Source organism: Tessaracoccus zhenghani, assembly GCF_055326325.1.
The window spans coordinates 565,001-583,533 of record NZ_JBUZNQ010000002.1 but is presented as its reverse complement, the minus strand read 5'-3'; the positions used below and the strand labels follow the sequence as shown (position 1 = coordinate 583,533).

The following is an 18,533-nucleotide window of genomic DNA, read 5'->3' as shown; positions in this document are numbered from 1 at the left end:
CAACCCTAGCGGGCCGGCCGCACGCCTCAGTCGACCGAGCCGTAGTAGAGCACCGTCTCGCCGTAGCGCTTCTCCCACGTCTCCGTGAAGGCCGGTGGCCAGATGGGCGCCCGATCACGTTTGGACCGCTCCACCACGACGAGCCCCCGCTCGGCGACGACACCCCGGGCGAGGCTGGCCAGCAGCTTCTCCACCTCTTCGGTGGTCAAGCCGTAGGGCGGGTCCATGATGACCACGTCGAATGACCTGTCCGTGCCGTCGACGAACGTCTGGGCCTTGGCGGTGCGCACGTCTGCCTCCACCCGGATGGCTCGGGCGTTGGCCGAGATCAGCCCCGCCGTCGCCCTGTCCGATTCCACCAGCACGACGGGGTGCGCCCCCCGGCTGGCGGCCTCGAGACCGATGGCGCCCGAGCCCGCGAACAGGTCGAGGACCGAGCATCCGCTGAGGTGCTCCGAGGCGTCGTGGTCCACGGTGTCGAACCAGTTGACCAGCGAGGAGAACAGGCCCTCCCGGGTGCGGTCCGTGGTGGGCCGCGTGTTGTCGCCCTTCGGCGTCTCCAGACGGCGGCCCTTCGCCCGGCCTGCGATGATCCTGCTCACGTCTTCTCCATCCACTCGGCTGCGGCCACCTCTTCGGCCTTGGCCATGAGGTCTGCCAGCAACGGGTCTGTGCCTGACCGCGGGTCCGCCAGGACCTTCTCGGCCAGTTTCCTGGCGCGCATGATGACCTCCGCATCATCCAACGCGCGCAACAACTTCAGCGAACCGGCTCCGGACTGGGCAGCGCCCAGCACGTCACCCTCGCGGCGCAGCCGCAGATCCAGTTCTGCCAGCTCGAAACCGTCTGTGGTGGTGGTCAGCGCGGTGAGCCGCGTGTGGGCGTCCAGGTTGTCGCCGATGGCCGCCAGCAGTAGGCACAGGCCCGCGTGGCCGCCCCGGCCGATGCGGCCGCGGAGCTGATGCAGCTGGGAGAGGCCGTAGCGGTCTGCGTCCATGATCACCATGACGGTGGCGTTGGGCACGTCCACCCCCACCTCGATGACGGTGGTGGCCACCAGCACGTCGAGGTCGCCCGCCGCGAACGCGGCCATCGCCGCATCGCGGTCCTGCACGTGTTGCTTGCCGTGCACGACGCCGATCCGGAGGCCTTCGAGCGGCCCGGAGGCCAGCAGCGGAGCGAGTTCCTCCACGGCGGTGAGCCCCTCCCCCTCCTTCGCCGTGATCGCCGGGCACACGACGAAGGCCTGGCGCCCCTGGCCGACCTCCTCGCGCACCCGCTCCCAGGCGCGCGTGACCCAGGTGGGGCTGCGGTGGGTGTCGACGAAGACTGTCTGCACCTCCGCGCGTCCCGCGGGCCGTTCGCGCAGTTCGCTGGTCTCGAGGTCACCGAAGACCGTCATGGCGATGGAACGCGGGATGGGGGTGGCGGTCATCACCAGGGTGTGCGGCTTGTGTTCCGCCTTGGCGGACAGCGCCGCCCGCTGCTCGACGCCGAAGCGGTGCTGTTCATCCACCACCACCAGGCCCAGGTCGAAGAACTCGACGGGATCCGACAGCAGGGCGTGCGTGCCGACGACGATGCCCGCCTCGCCCGTGACAATGGCGTTGAGGGCCTCCCTCTTGGCCTGCGTCGAGCGGGAACCGGTGAGCAGCACCACGCCCGTCGCGTCGGGATGGGCACCCAGGGAGCGGCCCTGGCCCAGGTCTCCCATGAAGCGCGTGATGGTCTGGAAGTGCTGCTTGGCGAGCACCTCCGTGGGGGCGAGCAGTACAGCCTGGCCGCCGGAATCCACCACCGCGAGCATGGCGCGCAGCGCCACCAGCGTCTTGCCTGAGCCCACCTCGCCCTGCAGCAGGCGGTTCATGGGGGCAGGGCGCGCCAGTTCGTCGAAGACCTGCTCGCCGATGGCGAGCTGACCCTTCGTCAGCGTGAACGGCAGCCGCTCGTCGAACGCGTCCAGCAGCCCACCCACCCGCCGGGGGCGGGGTGTGGCCAGTTCCCCGGCGTACTGGGCGCGACGGTGGGCCATGGCCAACTGGATGCCGAAGGCCTCGTCGAACTTGAGCCGCGCCTTGCCCACCTCCGCCTGCTGCCTGTCCGTGGGCTCGTGGACGGCGGTGAGAGCCTCCTGGAACGGCAGCACACCGGCCTCCTGCACCACCCACGGGGGCAGCGTGTCGCCGGCGACGGCGGGCAGTGCCATCTGGATGGCTTCCGCGATCACCCACGTGGGCAGCTTGCCGTGCGCCGGGTAGAGGCCCACCAGCGTGGAGCGCTGCACCGCACGGCTCATGGCGGCGCGGTTCTGCTGCTTCTCGGTCTTGGGATTGCGCACGGCGGCACCGTCCAGCATCACGAACTCCGGGTGCGTCAGCTGCAGTTGGTCACGGAAGACGCCGACCCTGCCGATGAAGATGCCGCGTCTGTCTCCAGAGAGCAATTCCTTCACCCACCAGTCCGCCATGTTGCTGGCGCGCCCGTAGGACGAGTTGTTCTTCACCCTCGGGGCGAAGAACGTGACGTCCACATCCGTCTGCCCGTCGGTGATGACCGCGTTGACGCGGAACTGGCCGTTGGATTCGGCCTTGGCGGCCCCCTTCACCTGGGCCACCAGAGCCGCGTCCTCGCCGACGCGCAGGCCGGAGAAATCCGACATCTCTGAGCCGGCCAGGTACCGGCGCGGCACGTGCCGCAGCAGGTCGTCGACAGTGTGGATGCCCAGCTTGGCGAATTCCTTGGCCGTGGGCCCACCGACCACGTCTCCGAGACGTCGGTTCAGTTCGCGGTAGAGGGTGGTGCGCCACATGCGCATAACCCTACCGAGCGCCGCGGACAGTACGATCGGCCATCATGTACCGCCTGATCTTCTGGCCGGTCCTCATGCCGTCCTTCCTGTTCGCGGTCGGCGCGGGGGCCATGCTGCCCGTCATGGTGTTGGCCCTGCTCCAGCTCGGCGCTTCGGAGTCGTTCGCCAGCGCCACCATGGCACTGTTCGGCGCGGTCGCGCTCATCGTCACCGTGCCGGTGGGGGCCGTCATCGACAAGGTGGGCGACAAGAGGGCCATGACGCTGGCCACGATCTCCTCGGCGGTCCTCTTCGGCCTCAGCGTGGTGGCGCTGGCCTACCCGTCGTCGTTCTCCCTGGCGCTGTTCGTGGGCGCGCTCGTATTGCAGACGCCCGCCGCGGTCGCGTGGAACCTGGCGCGCCAGGCGGTGCTGGCGGAGACGGTCCCGGAGGCCCAGCGTGGCCTCGCCATGACGGCACTGGGCGGCACCATGAGGGCCGGCAACCTCGTGGGCCCGCTGTGCGGAGCCCTCCTGCTGCTGTGGCTCCCCCTGTGGTCGGTCTTCGTCCTGGGCGCCGTCATGGCGGTGGTGGCCACGGGCATGCTGTACATCAAGAGGCTCAACCGCGACTTCGATGCCCAGGTCCAGCGCAACAAGGCGGCGCACCAGCAGGACGAGGCCACCGTCGGCGTGCGGTGGGCGGCAGTGAACCTGGCCGGCATCGCGATGACCACCCTGACTGTGGCCCGCATCGCGCAGCCCATCCTCATCGCCCTGTGGGGCGTCCACCTCGGCTGGAACGAGGCGCAGATCTCGTTCCTCGTCGCGATGGGCTCCGGCATCGAACTGCTGTTGATGATGCCCGGCGGCTACGTCAAGGACGCGATGGGCAGGGCCTTCACCCTGGTGGTGTGCCTGGTCGTCTACGGTTCCGGCTTCGCGCTTGCGGCGCTGTGGCCCACGTCGTTCGGCTTCACCGCGGCGGTGGTCGTCATGAGCGTCGGCAACGGACTGGGCGCGGGCATCAACATGACGATCGGCGCGGACCTCTCACCGGCGAGGGGGCGCGCGAAGTTCCTGAGCATCTGGGCGATGTTCAGCCAGGGCGGGGCGCTGGGTGGGCCGCTCTTGATCTCGGGGCTGCTCGCAGCGGCGTCCCTGCCGGTGGCGATGTTCAGCGTCGCCGCGGTGGCCGGGGCCGGCGCCGCGTGGATGGCCGCGTGGGCACGCGTCATCGGCCTGCCCGGCAGGCGGAGGCAATAGAGAACCGGCGGCCCGCTCAGCGGACCGCCGGTTGTCAGATTGTCTCAGCTCAGCGCGCGACCTTGCCGGCCTTCAGGCAGGAGGTGCAGACGTTGACGCGCATAGCGGCACCATTGACGGTGGCGCGGACGCGCTGAATGTTCGGGTTCCAGCGACGGTTGGTCTTCTTCTTCGACCAGGGCTTGTTGTGACCGAAGCCGGGTCCCTTGGCGCAAACTTCACACTTGGCAGCCACTGGAATCTCCTTGTTGGTTCGTTAGGGGTACCTTCAAAAAGGCAACCGCACAATGTTAACCCGTTGCGGACAGATTCGCCAAACCGGGGAGCGGTTCAGCTCTGCCGTCCGGTGGCCATCGCATTGACCTCGTAGGACGTGTTGGTGGCTTCGAAGAAGTTCACCAACTGCAGGGTGTCGTTGGCCGTGGCCATCCACTTTGCGGGGTTGGGCACATGATACTCGGGCGCGAAGCCGAGCTCCTCCAACCGTCGATCCGTGAGGTAGCGCACGTAGTCGTTGACCAGTTCGGCGTTCAGCCCCAGGATGCCGCGCGGGAGCAGGTCTCGGTTGTAGGCGACCTCCAGGTCCACTGCCGACAGGATCATCTCCCGGATCTCGGCCGCGAACTCCTCCGTCGCGATCTCCGGGTTCTCCTCGAGCACGGTCAGGATCAGATTGATGCCGAACTTGAGGTGGAGCGACTCGTCGCGCACGATCCAGTCGATCAGCGAGCCGAAGTTGCGCAGCAGGTTGCGCTGCCTGAACGACAGGGCCACCATGAACCCGGAATAGAACCAGATGCCCTCGAGGATCACGTTGTAGGCCACCAGGTTGCGGACGAAATCCTGCTTGCCGGCCACCGTCGAGATGTCGAGGGTGTCCTGCGTCATGCGCCGGATGTAGCGCACCTCGAACTCCTCCTTGGCGGCCATCGACGGCACGCTCACATGCGACTCGTAGGCCGCCTCCCTGTCGACGGGGAACGTCTCCAGGACGTACTCGAACGCCATGCAGTGGTTGGCCTCCTCCCACATCTGCTTGGCAAGGTAGAGATGCGCCTCGGCCGCGTTGACGTAGGGGTAGACGCCGAACGCGAGCGCCTTGTTCACCAGGAGTTCGTTGGGGTTGAAGTAGCTCATCAGATGGGTCAGGGCATGGCGCTCGTCGTCGCTCATGCGGTGGAAGTCGGCCAGGTCCTCCCCCAACTGGATCTCGTTGGGGAACCAGGTGTTGGCCACGGCCTGGTTGTACAGGTCGTAGGCCCAGGGATAGGTGACGGGTTTCAACAGGAGCCCGTCCTGGATGCCGGCGCCGAGGATGCTCATGGGTGTGTCCTTCGTGGGAGTGGGGTCGTCACTGGCAGGAATCGCACTGGAGGCGCTCCTGGGGGTCGACGGGGCAGGCGGCCCCGTCGACGATGTCGATCTCGACGGCGGGCCGGGCCACCGCCACCGCCGCAGCCACCGGGCGGGCGGCACCGAAGCCCCGTCGCGGCGCTCCCCCAGCGCCGGTCAGTTCAGCCGCCTTGTTGATCCTGACCGTGCTCTGCTCCGCGGTGTGGCGCGGCATCATGTGCAGGTAGTAGGTGGTCTTCACACCCATCCGCCAGGCGAGTTGGTAGAGGTCCTCCATGGTCGCCACGTCGCGGTCCGCGAGGTAGATGTTGCGGCTGATGGCCTGGTCGATCCACTTCTGCGCGCGGGCCGCCACCTGCACGTAGGCTGCGGGGTCCACCTGGAAGCTCGTCCGGTAGGTGGCCTTCAGGTGGGCCGGCACCGTGGGCAGCACGCTGAGGTCGCCCTGACTGCGCAGGAGGTCGTCGCGCACCTCCTCCCACAGGCCCAGGGCCTTGAGGTCGTCCACGAGGTTGCGGTTGACCTCCAGGAACTTGCCGGACGAGGTGGCCCGGCTGAACAACTGCGAGAACTGGGGATCGATGCCGGGAGTGGTGCCGGCGACCAGCCCGATGGAGGCGGTGGGCGCGATCGCCAGCAACGTGGCGTTGCGGATGCCCCCGCGGACCTTGGCCCGCAGCGCGTGCCAGTCCATGCGTTGCGTCCGGTCCACGGTGACGCGCACGCCCCGGTCCTCCTCGAGGGCGTCGAGCGAGTCGATGGGTACCCACCCCTGGGACCAGCGGGAGCCCACGAAATTGCGGTAGGGGCCGCGCTCGCGGGACAGGTCACAGGAGGCGTCGATCGCATGCCAGCTGATGAACTCCATCACCTCGTCGATGAGCTCATAGGCGGCCTCCGAGTCGTAGGCGTGGCCCAGCTTCTCGAGCACATCGGTGAAGCCCATCACGCCCAGACCGACGGCACGGTTGTCACGGTTGGCGCGCTCTGCCTCGCCCACCGACGAGATGGTGATATCGACCAGGTTGTCCAGTTGTCGCACCGCCGTGCGCACGGTGGCAGCCAGCCTGTCCCAGTCGAACCCGAGCCCCACGAGGTGCCGGGCGAGGTTCACCGACGCCAGGTTGCACACCGCGATGTTGTCGACGTCCTGCGGCAGGCAGATTTCGGTGCAGAGGTTGGACAGGTGGATGGTGCCGGTGTTGTTGTTCAGCGCGCGGGTGTTGATGGTGTCCTTCCACGTGAGCCACGGGTGCGAGGTCGTCTGCAGGGTCACCAGGATCTGGCGGTACTGCTCCCGCGCCCCGATCTTCCGGAAACGGCGCAGCTCGCCCGCCTCAGCCATCGCGACGTACTGGCCGTAGCGGGCGGAGAACGCGGCACCGTAGAGCTCGACGAGGTCCGGCGTGTCCAGCGGGTCGAACAGGTACCAGTCGGCGTCGTCGGCCACCCGCTTCATGAACTCGTCACTGATCCACACGGCGGTGTTGGCGGTGCGGACGCGGCGGTACGGGTCCCCCGAGTTCTGCTTCAGGTCGAGGAACTGGGGAAAGTCGAGGTGCCAGTTCTCCATGTAGAAGCACAGTGCACCGAACTTCTTCCCGCCGCGCGACACCGCCCGCAGCGTCGAGTCGATGGTGTGCATGAACGGGATGGGGCCGGTGGAGGTCGTCTGGTTGGACCGGATCGGGGACCCCTCGCAGCGCAGCTTCGACACCGACAACCCGATGCCGCCGGTGCCCTTCGTCAGCCACATCACGTCGCGCACGGACTTGCCGATGTGCTCGATCTCGTCCTCCATCTGCATCACGAAACAGTTGGACAGCTGTGCGTAGCTGGTGCCGGCATTGGCCAGGGTGGAGCCGGCCGCGAGGTAGCGCAGCCTGCTCATCGCCTCGTACAGCTCCAGCGCCACCGCGGTGGGGTCGGCCTCGTTCAGGCTGAGCCCCATCGCCACGCGCATCCAGAAGAACTGCGGCACCTCGAGCGGGCGACGGTGCTCACCGGCCAGCAGGTAGCGGTTGCGCATGGTGGTCACCCCGATGTGGCGCAGGAGGTCGTCGCGCTCGGGGCGCAGGGCGACAGCCAGCGCCTCCAGATCGAACAGCTCGACGAGCCGGGTATCGAGCAGCCCGCTCCCGACAGCCTTGGTGATCGTCGGGGCGAAGTGGGCCACGTGGAGTTGGCGGATGGTCTCCGGGCCGCCGTCGCCGAACAGGTCGTGGGTGTCACCGAAGACCAGCTTGTAGATGTGCTTGACCAGCAACCTGGCGGCGATGGTGTCGAAGGCCGGGTCGTCCTTGACGTTGGCCAGCGCCACCTGGATGACGGCCTCGTCGAGTTCTTCGGTGGTGATCTGGTCGAAGAGGGTGATCTCCACCTCGGAGCGGAGCTGGACGGCCCGCGTGAGGTCGTCGTCGAGGCCCCGGGCGGCGTCGGAGATGGAGGCGGCGACTTCGGCGCCGTCGTAGGGGACCAGGGAGCCGTCACGTTTGCGCACACGGATGGACATGGGTGTTTCCTCGCACTCGATGGGGAGTTCGAGAATGCGCGAAACACGATCCTGCGTACGGGCCGTTTCCACGCGGCTCTCGAACCGGACCCCGCGGATGCGGGGCCACGCAGGCAGGTCTTCGGACTCCTGAGCCACCTACTGGCCGTCGCTTCCCGGGGATCACCCAGTGCTGATGACGGCGGTCGTTCTCACTTACCGCTGCGGGACAGTTCCGGATTTGCACCGGATTCCCTCTTAGCCGACAACCCTGCGGTTGGCGGAACCTTGCGTTGCCGCAACCATATCTGGTGAATCACACGGATGTAAACACCATATATTGGGAACGCGAAAGGGGCGGGTGACACATCGTCACCCGCCCCTTCATGGCCTGATCAGCGGCCGCGGCCGCCGCGTCGGCGGTTGCCGCCCTTGCGCTCGCCACCGTCGGACGGCGCCTGCGAATCCACCGGCTCTTCGAAGCGGTGGTACCCGGCGCCGTCGCAATGCTCGCACGGCTCGGTGAAGGCTTCCTGCAGGCCGGTGCCGATGCGCTTGCGCGTGAGCTGCACCAGACCCAGGCTGGTGACCTCCGAGACCTGGTGCCGCGTCCGGTCACGGCTCAGGCACTCGACGAGCCTGCGCAGCAGGAGGTCGCGGTTGCTGGGCAACACCATGTCGATGAAGTCGATGACGATCATGCCGCCCAGGTCACGCAGCCGGAGTTGGCGCACGATCTCTTCCGCAGCCTCCAGGTTGTTGCTGGTGACCGTGGCCTCGAGGTTGCCCCCGGCGCCGGTGAAGCGGCCGGTGTTCACGTCGATGACAGTCATGGCCTCGGTGCGGTCGATGACGAGCGAACCACCCGATGGGAGGAACACCTTGCGGTCGAGCGCCTTGGCGATCTGCTCGTCGATCTTGAACTTCGCGAAGATGTCCTTGCCGTCATCCCCCACCTCGAAGCGCTCGAGGCGCTCAGCCAGGTGCGGGGCCACGTGTGACACGTAGGCCGCGATGGCGTCGTAGGAGTCCTCCGGGCCACCGTCGCCCTGGACGATGAGCTGGCCGAAGTCTTCGGTGAAGAGGTCACGCACGATCCGCAGGGTCAGGTCCGGCTCCGAGTACAGCGCCTGCGGGGCACTGCCCTTCTTGGACGCCTTCTCGATGACCTCCCACTGCGCCTTCAGGCGGTTCACGTCGCGGACGAGCTCGTCCTCCGGAATGCCCTCGGCGGCGGTGCGCACGATGACCGACTCGTTGTCGGAGATCAGCGAGCTGAGGATGCCGCGCAGGCGGTTGCGCTCGGTGTCCGGCAGCTTGCGCGAGATGCCGGAGAGGTGGCCACCCGGTGAGTACACGATGTAGCGGCCCGGCAGGGAGATGTGGCCGGTGAGGCGCGCACCCTTCGCTCCGACCGGGTCCTTGGTGACCTGCACCAGAACGGACTGGCCGGACTTCAGGACGTTCTCGACCTTGCGGTTCTCGCCGCTGACCTGGAAGGCGTCCCAGTCCACCTCGCCGGCGTAGAGCACGGCGTTGCGGCCACGGCCGATGTCGATGAACGCGGCCTCCATGCTGGGCAGGACGTTCTGGACCTTGCCGACGTAGACGTTGCCGATGAGCGACGCGGCCGAGGCCTTGTCCACGTAGTGCTCCACGAGGATGCCGTCCTCGACGACGGCCAGCTGCGTGTAGTCCTCCGACTGGCGGATCACGAGCTTGCGGTCCACCTGTTCGCGGCGGGCCAGGAACTCGGCCTCGCTGAGGATGGGTGCGCGGCGACGACCTGCGGCGCGGGACTCCTTGCGGCGCTGCCGCTTGGCCTCCATGCGGGTCGAGCCTTCGATGCCGGTGACCTCGTCCTCGTGACCGGTTTCACCCGAGGACTCTCCGTTGCGACGGCGACGACGGCGACGACGGCGCACTGTGACGCCTTCGCCATCCGCATCGTCGGCCGACTCGGGGCTGTCGGCGTGCTCGTCCGAATCAGCGGCGTCGGTGTCATCGTCGTCGGACTCGTCGGACGAGTCGTCGTCGCCCTCCGAATCCGCCCGGCCACCACGACGGCGGCGACGGCCACCACGGCGACGGCGGCGACGCGTGGGACGGTCGTCGTCTGCCGAGTCCTCATCGGATTCCTCGTCGGAATCGTCGTCGGAGGTTTCGTCGTCCTGGGTCTCGGACTCGTCGGTGTCGGTATCGGCTTCGGTGTCGACGGTTTCCTCGTCGTCCTCGTCCTCGTCGTCCGCAGTTTCGGCCAGTGCCGAATCCGCCGCGATCGCGCCGGCCAGGGCGGCCAACTGCGCGTCGCGGGCGGCGGCGGTCATGAAGGGGTCGCTCAGCACAGCCTTGCGGGCCTCGGCGATCTCCTCGGCCGCACGGAGCGCGGCGGCGATGGGGTCTTCGTCGGGATCTGCGGCGGTGCCGCGACGCTCAGGCGCTGCGGCCGGGCGGCTCACCCGACGACGGCGCCCCCTGGGCGCAGCCTCTTCGCGGGGGGTCTCCTCGCGGGGAGCAGCAGCTTCCTCCTGGGGCGCCTCAGCTTCTTCGGCGACCTCGGGGGTCGGGGTGCTCTCGATGGCGCGCGCCTCAGCGCGGCGGCCGAGGGCGCGTGACTGGCGGCCGCGGCCCAGGGCGGCGGGCTCGCGCTGCGGCTCGGGTTCGGCGTCAGCCTCGGGTGCGACGGCGGCCTCCGCGGTGGGTGCAGCCTCGGGGGCCGCGGCCTTGCGGGTGGCGCGCCGACGACGGGCGGGCTGGGCGGACTCGGTAGGCGCCTCGACGGGTGCCGGGGCCTCGGCCTGTACGGGCTGGGGCTCGGGTGCGGACTCGACGGCTTCGGTGGCGGTCTCGACGGGCGAGCTCGGGGCCTCCGAGGGGGCGGCGGCCGCGGTGCTGCGCGTGGCGCGGCGACGGGCGGGCCGCTTCTCGGCGACGGGGGCGTCGGGCTGGACGACCTCGGGCTGGACGACCTCGGGCTGGGCGGCCTCGGCCTGAGGCGACTCCGCCGGCTCACTGCCCTCGGCCTTCGGCTCCACGTCGACCTTGCGGCGACGGGTGGTGGTGGTGCGGGTGGTGGGCTTCGTCGAGGCGCGGCGACGCTTGGGCGCCAGGTCCTCGGCGGGCGCTTCGCTCGCGGCCTCAGGGGCGGCCGCGGGTGCGACCGGCTGGGAAGCGGCGGGGGCGGCCTCAGGAGTGGCCTGGGGGGTGGTGCTCTGGGGGGCGGCGGCCGGGGCCTCGACCTGCGCTTCCGGGGCGACCTTCGGGGCACCAGCGGGGCGGGAGGCAGCGCGACGGCGGCGCTGCGTGGGGGCGGGGGCGGCGCTTTCCGGCGTCACTTGATCATTGTTCTCTGATGTGAGCATGCGGCTCCTTACGCGCACTTGGCGCGGACCGGGCACAGCGGGCTGTGCCGTAAGACTCTGATCCTCTGAGGCCGGCGAGCAGTCGCGGAAGAATTGTGCCGCGGTGCAGTCTCACTGCCTCAGGGTGGCACCGGGCGGCGCCATGACCTTCGCTCATTGTTCCACACATCATGAAAAACCGTCGCACCGGGTGGTGCGTGTCGTCAGTTGTGCGGACGCAGGGGGTCTCCGATGTCGCCCTCGTTGAGCGGCCCCTGGCTGAGCCGGTTGAGCAACATCTCGCCGGGGATCGTCTCGTCGATGGTGCGCAGGGCGGCCACCACGTCGTCGGGTCGCACCAGCGGAGTGCCGATGTGGGAGCGCAGGCGCAACACGCCGTCGTCGACGACCTCGAGCGAGATGATGGCCTCCCGCACGTCGAAGGCGCGCATGCCGCGTTTGGTCATGCGCTCGACGGTGAGGTGCTCGCGGCTGAGCAGCTCGGCCACGGCGGCGCTCAGCACACCAGGGGCGGCGCTGAGCCGGATCTCCCAGTCCGAGGCTTGCAGGAGGTCCCCCAGCGACTCCTTGACGGCCACCGCAGCGTCGAGCATCTCGAAGCCCTGGGGCAGTACGTCGTTGAGCGCCCCGACCACCTTCGCCGGATCACAGGCCTCGCTGAGGCCGAGTTCCACGTACTCCGCCTCAGACGACGCGGAGGTGGGCGACGGGCTGGCGTACGAGATGCGCGGGTGCGGGTTGAAACCGGACGAGTACGCCATGGGGAGCTCCGCCCTGCGGATGGCCCGCTCCAGCGCACGCCCGAAGTCGCGGTGGGATGTGAAACGCGCGGGGCCGCGCTTGGCGTAGCGCAGGCGCAGTTTCTGCTCCGGGGGCGGCTGCTGTACAGGCGGTTGGCGAGTACTCATGGGGCGTAGTGTATGCGCCATGACTGACTGGCTGACCGCCCCCACTCATCGCGCCTGGCTGCAGCAGGAGACCGAGCGCCTCCTCGCGTTCGGGGCCGCCGCGCCGGTCGCAGGACAGGGCGCGGCCTACCTGGATGCCAGGGGCGTCCCGGACCCGACGAGGCCCATCGAAACCTGGGTGACCTGCCGCATGGTGCACGTGTACTCGCTCGGCCACCTGATGGGGGTCCCCGGTTCCCGACCCCTCGCCATCCGCGCGATGAGCGGGCTCACCGACGCCCTCCATGATGAGCGGCACGGCGGGTGGTTCCACACCTCCGCCAGGGACGGCGGCAAGCAGGCCTACGACCACGCGTTCGTGGTGCTGGCCGGCTCCTCCGCCACCGTCGCAGGCCTGCCCGGGGGGCGCGAACTGCTCGACGACGCCCTGGCGGTCCTCGACGAACGCTTCTGGGACGAGGCGCACGGCATGGTGGCAGATGCCGCCGAGCCGGACTGGTCGTCGGTGGATCCCTACCGCGGGATCAACGCCAACATGCACACCGTGGAGGCCATGCTCGCCGCCGCCGACGCCACCTGGGACCAGCGTTGGCTGGAACGGGCCGAGCGGATCGCCTCGTTCGCCCGCCACCAGGCCGCCGTCCACGACTGGCGCCTGCCGGAGCACTACGACGACACCTGGCAGCCGCAACTCGAGTACAACGATGCGCAGCCCGAGGACCCGTTCCGGCCCTACGGCGCCACCATTGGCCACGGGCTCGAATGGGCCCGCCTGTTCCTCCACCTCGAGGCCGCCACGAACAACACCGACGGCATCTGGCTCGACGCCGCCCAGCACCTCTACGACCGGGCGATCACGGACGGCTGGGGCCGCGACGGGGCCGAGGGTTTCGTCTACACCACCGGCTGGGACGGCACCCCCGTCACGACGGACCGGCTGCACTGGGTGGCCGCCGAAGCCATCGGTGCGGCGGCCGCCCTGTTCCACCGCACCGGCGACAAGCGCTACGCCGCGGACTACTCACGCTGGTGGGACCATGTGGCCGAGCACTTCATCGACCCCGAGCACGGCTCCTGGCACCATCAGCTCGACGGTGGGCTCCGCGTCGCCACGTCGGTGTGGCCCGGCAAGCCGGACATCTACCACGCCCTCCAGGCGACGCTGATCCCCCGCCTCCCCCTCGCACCGCAGATGGCCATGGCGTTGGCCCAGAGGCAGCTCGTTTGAGCGCGCTCCGTCGGTGGTGGCCGCTGATCGCGCTGCTGGCCCTGGCGTTCAATCTGCGCCCCGTCGCGGTCTCGGTCGGACCGGTCCTGACCGAGATCAGCCGCGACATCGGCCTCGACGGCTTCACCGCCGGTCTGCTCACGTCGCTTCCCACCCTCTGCTTCGCGATCTTCGGCGCCATGGCCCCCTGGATCGCCCGCCGCATCGGGGCGCACCGCTCGATCCTGGTCGCGCTCATCGCCCTGATCTTGGGGCAGGCGGGCCGGCTGCTGGTCGATGACTCGGCAGCATTCCTGGCGTTCTCCACCCTGGCGCTGGCTGGCATGGCGCAGGCGAACGTGTTGCTGCCCTCGCTGGTGCGCCGGCACTACCCCCACCAGGTGGGGACGGCCACGGCCCTGTACTCCCTCGCCCTGACCATCGGCGTGACGCTGGCCAGCACCGCCACCGTCCCCATGGCCCATGCCTTCGGGGGCTGGCGCGCCTCTCTCGCGGCCGGTGTGGTCATCGCCTTCGCCTCACTGCTGTGCTGGCTGCCGCTCGCGATCGCCGCCGGGCGGCCGAAGAAGGGCGGCGAGCGCGACATCACGCTCGCGGCCATCTCCCGTACCAGGCTGGGCTGGGCGCTCGCCATCATGTTCGGCGTCCAGTCGGCGCAGGCCTACTCGGTGTTCGGCTGGCTGCCCACCATCTTCCGCACGGCCGGCATGGACCAGACGACGGCGGGCTACATGCTCGGCATCGCCACCGGCGTCGGGATCGTCCCGGCCTTCCTCATCCCGGCCTACGTCGCCCGCACGCGCAACCCCAGCGCCCTCTTCCTGTGCCTGATGGCCTTCCTCATCACCGGCTACCTCGGGCTGCTGAACGCGCCGCTCGCCGCGCCCATCTTCTGGTCCATCGCCATGGCCCTGGGCACTGCGTCGTTCCCGCTCGTCCTGGCGCTGTTCGGCACCCGGGCACATTCCCCCGCGGCCACGGCGGCGCTCAGCGGCTTCGCCCAGTCAGTGGGCTACACCATCGCCACCCTCGGCCCGCTCAGCTTCGGCATCCTCTACACGTTGTTCGACTCCTGGACCCCTCCCATCATGCTGCAGCTGGGGTTGGCCGTCCCGATGACCATCGCCGGTCTGTACGCCTGCCAGCCCCGGATCATCGAGGACCAGCTCCCCCGTCCGCACTAACCCCCAAGGGGGTGGCGCGCCCGGTACGGCAAGCGCTCCAATAGGGACACGGCGTGGACGAAGGGGGATCGATGTGATCAGAGTCGCATCTGTACCCGAGGGGCACGTATACGTCAGGCATCTGGCTGACCCCTGCAACGGCCACGACATCGTGCGCCTCCCAGATCCGGGCGGGAAGGCGTGGCCCTCGGCGCTGCTCTCGCCCCAGTGGATCGACCAGAATGCTGAGAGCTTCGATGTGTTCCACATCCACTTCGGCTTCGACGCCCTCTCCACACGGGACCTGACCGACGTCCTCGAGGCGCTCGACCGCAACGACAAGCCGCTGGTCTACACGGTCCATGACCTGCGCAACCCGCACCACCTCGACCGGTTGGCGCACGACGAAGCGCTCGATGTGCTGATCCCGGCCGCAGCGGAGCTGATCACGCTCACTGCGGGGGCCGCGCAGGAGATCCGCCGGCGGTGGGACCGCGACGCGACGGTGCTGCCGCATCCCCACGTCGTGGACCCGGACACCCTGCACCGCCCCAGAAAGCAGCACGCCCGGCCCCGCGTCGGGGTCCATCTCAAGAGCCTGCGCGCCTCCATCGACCCGCTGCCCATCCTCGCCATCCTCGAGCGGGAGGTCCCTGCCCGCAGGATGGAGCTGGTGATCGACGTCCACACCGACGTCATGACGCCCGGTGAGCACCACCACGACGCCGAGGTGGCCGCCTACCTGAAGGGGCTGATGGGGAAGGACGGCGTCACGGTCCACGTGCACGACTACTACTCCGACGACGAACTCTGGGCCTACTTCCTCAGCCTGGACCTGTCAGTGCTCCCCTACCGGTTCGGCACCCATTCCGGGTGGTTGGAGGCCTGCTACGACGTCGGCACCCACGTCTTGGCGCCGCTCCTGGGCCACTACCACGACCAGCATCCCGGCATCTTCGGTTACCGCGTGGGCGACGACGGCCCCAGCGTCGTCGACATCGCCGCGGCACTCGACGCGCTGCCGGATGCCGCACCCTGGCGGGCCGATCCGGACGAGCGCCACGCGGAGCGACAGTTCCTCGCGGGCTGCCATGCAGACATCTACCGGCGGGCCATGGCCCGCGTGCGAACGTGAAGGTCGCGATCCTCGCCAACGACCGGTTCCCCATCTCAGCCCCGTTCGCAGGCGGCCTGGAATCGTTCACCTGGCACCTGGCGAAGGGGCTTCGGGAGCGCGGCCTCGAGGTCGTGCTGTTCGCGGGACCGGGCAGCGACCTGACGCTGGACTGCGAGGAACTCCCCGTCGCCCGGTTCGCCCTCAGCGACGACGCGCGCGGCGACATCGCCATGCCACCGGAGTCGCAGGTCACCGCCACCATCGCCTACGCCCACGCGCTGCGCACGCTCGCGGGTCGCCCCGACATCGACGTCGTGCACAACAACTCGCTGCACTACCTGCCGATCGTGTTGTCAGATTCGATCCCCCAGCCCCTCATCACGACACTGCACACCCCACCGCATCCCTGGCTCGAACCGGCCCTGCGCCTCACGCCACGGGCCAGGACTGTGGCGGTGTCGCACTGGGTGTCCGAGCGATGGGCCGGGTTCACCGCCGCCCAGGTCATCCACAACGGCATCGACCTCTCCGTCTGGCTGCCGGGCCCCGGCGGCGACGATCTCGTGTGGACCGGGCGGATCGCCCCGGAGAAGGCTCCCCACCGCGCCGTCCTGATCGCGCGCCACCTGGGGCGTCGGCTGCGGATCGCAGGTCCCATCGTCGACGTGGCGTACTTCCGCTCCGCGCTCCAGCCGCTCCTGGGCGACGACGTCAGCTACGAGGGCCACCTCGGGCCCTACGCGCTGCCCACGCTCGTCGGATCGTCGGCCGCGTGCCTGGTCACCCCCGAATGGGACGAGCCCTACGGGTTGGTGGCAGCCGAGGCCATGGCGTGCGGCACGCCGGTGCTGGCACTGGCCCGCGGCGGGTTGCCGGAGATCGTGCGCCCGCCGGGTGGGGAGTGCGTCGACCCGTCAGCGAGCCCGGAGGAGGCGGCCGTCGCCCTGGCCCGGGTGATCGGAATGGACCGCGCGGAGGTGCGCCGCCATGCCGAGGTGGCCTGCGGCCTCGACGCCATGGTCGACCACTACGTCGCCCTGTACGAGGAGCTCACATGATCGGTTGGTACGTGCATCACCAGGGGTTGGGGCACGCCACGCGAGGCACCCAGATCGCACGCCAACTCGGGCGCGAGGTACTGGGCTTCGGATCCATGCCCATCCCCGAGGGCTGGCCCGGAGCGTGGGTACAGCTCCCCTGGGACATCACGGATGAACCTGCGGACCCGACAGCCGGCGGCGTGTTCCACTGGGCTCCGCTCGACCACGCCGGGCACCGCGAGCGGCTGGCGCTGATCGCCGAGCGGCTCCGCGGCGACGTGTCCGTGATGGTCGTGGACGTCTCGGCGGAGGTGGCGCTCCTGTCCCGTCTCATGGGGGTACGCACCGTGGTCATGGGCATGCGAGGCGACCGCAGGGACCGCCCGCATGAGGCCGCCTACGATTCGGCCTCCCTGCTGATCGCACCCTGGCCCGAGAGCGCGCCGGAACCCACATGGCCCCTCCGGTGGCGCCGGAAGACCCGGTACGTCGGCGCCATCTCCCGCTTCGACGACCGCGTGCCACCGCCCCTGACCCGCAGCCGACGCCGCGTGCTGGTGGTGTGGGGCGCCGGCGGCACCGGCGTGACCGACGACGACCTCCGCGCCGCAGAGGCGGCCACCCCCGGCTGGGAGTGGAAGGTCCGCAGCCCCGGACGGGCGGGCTCCCCAGACGTCTGGGCGGACCTCGAGTGGGCAGACGTCGTCGTCACGCATGCCGGGCAGAACGCCGTGGCGGAGGTGGCCGCGGCCGGTCGCCCCGCGGTGGTGGTCGCCCAGCCCAGGCCGTTCGACGAGCAGCTGGGCACCGTCGAGGCGTTGCGGAACCTGCGGTGCTGCGTGGCCCTGCCGCAGTGGCCGGGTGCCCGTGAGTGGCCGGGGCTGCTCGACGAGGCCGCAGGCTCCTGCGGTTGGCACCGCTGGACCACCCGCGACGGGGCCGCCCGGGCCGCCGCCGCGATAGCCGCGCTCGCGGACGAGGTCCCGTGATGGAGCTCGCCATCGTCACCATCGCGCACGGACGCCACGACCACCTCACCCGTCAGCTGCGCTGGATCGATGCGCTCGATCCCCGGCCCCTCGTCCACGTCGTGGTGGCGATGGGCGACCCCGCCATCGCAGGCCTGATCGGCGGCAGGGAGCGGACGGTGCTCGTCGAGCTGCCGACCGACGGCGGACTACCCCTGGCCGGTGCCCGCAACCGCGGGGTGGCCGCAGCCGAGGAGGCGGGGGCGACGATGGTGGCGCTGCTGGATGTGGACTGCCTTCCGGAACCGGGATTCGTGGCCGACTACACCTCCCGTCTGCTGGACGCCGCCACGCAGCCCGGCCCCTCAGTGGTGACCGGACGGGTGAGGTATCTCCCGGAGGGACTCAGCGGGGACGACTACACCCCCGAACGGCTCGCGGAGGTCGGGCGCGACCATCCCGCCCGGACGGTGCCGGAGACCGACGACCTGCTGGCGGCCGATGTGAACCTGTTGTGGTCGCTCAACATCGCCACCAGCATCACCGACTGGCACCGCATCGGCGGTTTCGACGAACGCTACGTGGGCTACGGCGGCGAGGACACCGACTTCGGCCGCCGGCTGGCCGCGGCCGGAGGCCACCTGTGGTGGATCCGCGGGGCCGGGGCGTTCCACCAGTGGCACCCGTCGAGCAGCCCACCCGTCGAGCACGCGGCTGCGATCGCCCGCAACGCGAACCTGTTCCATTCCCTCTGGGGCGAGTACCCCATGCCGGGCTGGCTTGAGGCGATGGAGCAGTCCGGCCACCTGCTCCGGACAGCCGAAGGCTGGGCGCCTGCCGCGCCCTGAGC

General features: G+C 69.6%; 14 protein-coding genes and 1 riboswitch. Of the genes, 7 read left to right on the top strand and 7 right to left on the bottom strand.

Features of this window, described 5'->3' with window-relative positions; genetic code table 11:
- Positions 1-26 precede the first annotated feature (26 nt).
- Both rsmD and ACZK4S_RS06510 read right to left on the bottom strand, forming a co-directional pair.
- Positions 27-602, bottom strand: coding sequence for a 16S rRNA (guanine(966)-N(2))-methyltransferase RsmD (rsmD, locus tag ACZK4S_RS06515; protein WP_076062374.1), 576 nt, complete (start codon positions 600-602; stop codon positions 27-29).
- A complete protein-coding gene (locus tag ACZK4S_RS06510; protein ID WP_076062377.1) occupies positions 599-2,815 on the bottom strand; it encodes an ATP-dependent DNA helicase RecG in 2,217 nt (738 codons plus the stop codon). Before ACZK4S_RS06510 ends, rsmD begins: the two co-directional genes overlap by 4 nt.
- Before the next feature lie 38 nt (positions 2,816-2,853).
- Here ACZK4S_RS06510 and ACZK4S_RS06505 point away from each other — a divergent pair, with 38 nt between their 5' ends.
- The gene (locus ACZK4S_RS06505) at positions 2,854-4,053 is read left to right on the top strand and encodes an MFS transporter (protein WP_463643768.1); all 1,200 of its coding nucleotides are present in this window, start codon (positions 2,854-2,856) and stop codon (positions 4,051-4,053) included.
- A 49-nt stretch (positions 4,054-4,102) separates the two neighbouring features.
- Here ACZK4S_RS06505 and rpmB read toward each other — a convergent pair whose 3' ends face one another.
- The 5 genes from rpmB to ACZK4S_RS06480 form a co-directional block, all read right to left on the bottom strand.
- Entirely contained in the window at positions 4,103-4,288 is a 186-nt protein-coding gene (gene rpmB, locus ACZK4S_RS06500; protein ID WP_076062379.1) for a 50S ribosomal protein L28, read from the bottom strand.
- 95 nt (positions 4,289-4,383) lie between these two features.
- A complete protein-coding gene (locus ACZK4S_RS06495; protein ID WP_076062381.1) occupies positions 4,384-5,376 on the bottom strand; it encodes a ribonucleotide-diphosphate reductase subunit beta in 993 nt (330 codons plus the stop codon).
- Positions 5,377-5,404: 28 nt separating this feature from the next.
- Positions 5,405-7,918, bottom strand: a complete 2,514-nt coding sequence (locus tag ACZK4S_RS06490; protein ID WP_463643767.1) for a ribonucleoside-diphosphate reductase subunit alpha — start codon at positions 7,916-7,918, stop codon at positions 5,405-5,407.
- A 95-nt stretch (positions 7,919-8,013) separates the two neighbouring features.
- Positions 8,014-8,204: riboswitch (cobalamin riboswitch) on the bottom strand.
- Positions 8,205-8,292: 88 nt separating this feature from the next.
- On the bottom strand, positions 8,293-11,259 hold the full coding sequence (locus tag ACZK4S_RS06485) for an Rne/Rng family ribonuclease (protein WP_463643766.1): 2,967 nt from the start codon (positions 11,257-11,259) through the stop codon (positions 8,293-8,295).
- A gap of 203 nt (positions 11,260-11,462) precedes the next feature.
- Positions 11,463-12,167 carry a TIGR03936 family radical SAM-associated protein gene (locus ACZK4S_RS06480; RefSeq protein ID WP_076064208.1) on the bottom strand — a complete coding sequence of 235 codons (705 nt, stop codon included), beginning with the start codon at positions 12,165-12,167 and terminating at the stop codon, positions 11,463-11,465.
- 19 nt (positions 12,168-12,186) lie between these two features.
- Between ACZK4S_RS06480 and ACZK4S_RS06475 the strand changes: the two genes are divergently transcribed.
- From ACZK4S_RS06475 to ACZK4S_RS06450, 6 genes are all read left to right on the top strand, one after another.
- Positions 12,187-13,395: an AGE family epimerase/isomerase gene (locus ACZK4S_RS06475; protein ID WP_463643765.1), complete on the top strand. Its 1,209-nt coding sequence runs from the start codon at positions 12,187-12,189 to the stop codon at positions 13,393-13,395.
- On the top strand, positions 13,392-14,579 hold the full coding sequence (locus ACZK4S_RS06470; protein WP_463643764.1) for an MFS transporter: 1,188 nt from the start codon (positions 13,392-13,394) through the stop codon (positions 14,577-14,579). The genes ACZK4S_RS06475 and ACZK4S_RS06470 overlap by 4 nt, the downstream gene beginning before the upstream one ends.
- 73 nt (positions 14,580-14,652) lie before the next feature.
- Positions 14,653-15,693 carry a glycosyltransferase family protein gene (locus tag ACZK4S_RS06465; protein WP_463643763.1) on the top strand — a complete coding sequence of 347 codons (1,041 nt, stop codon included), beginning with the start codon at positions 14,653-14,655 and terminating at the stop codon, positions 15,691-15,693.
- Positions 15,690-16,733 (top strand): glycosyltransferase, encoded by a 1,044-nt coding sequence (locus ACZK4S_RS06460; protein WP_463643762.1) that lies wholly within the window; start codon positions 15,690-15,692, stop codon positions 16,731-16,733. Before ACZK4S_RS06465 ends, ACZK4S_RS06460 begins: the two co-directional genes overlap by 4 nt.
- On the top strand, positions 16,730-17,704 hold the full coding sequence (locus ACZK4S_RS06455) for a glycosyltransferase (protein WP_463643761.1): 975 nt from the start codon (positions 16,730-16,732) through the stop codon (positions 17,702-17,704). The genes ACZK4S_RS06460 and ACZK4S_RS06455 overlap by 4 nt, the downstream gene beginning before the upstream one ends.
- Positions 17,704-18,531: a glycosyltransferase family 2 protein gene (locus ACZK4S_RS06450; RefSeq protein ID WP_463643840.1), complete on the top strand. Its 828-nt coding sequence runs from the start codon at positions 17,704-17,706 to the stop codon at positions 18,529-18,531. The genes ACZK4S_RS06455 and ACZK4S_RS06450 overlap by 1 nt, the downstream gene beginning before the upstream one ends.
- Positions 18,532-18,533 lie beyond the last annotated feature (2 nt).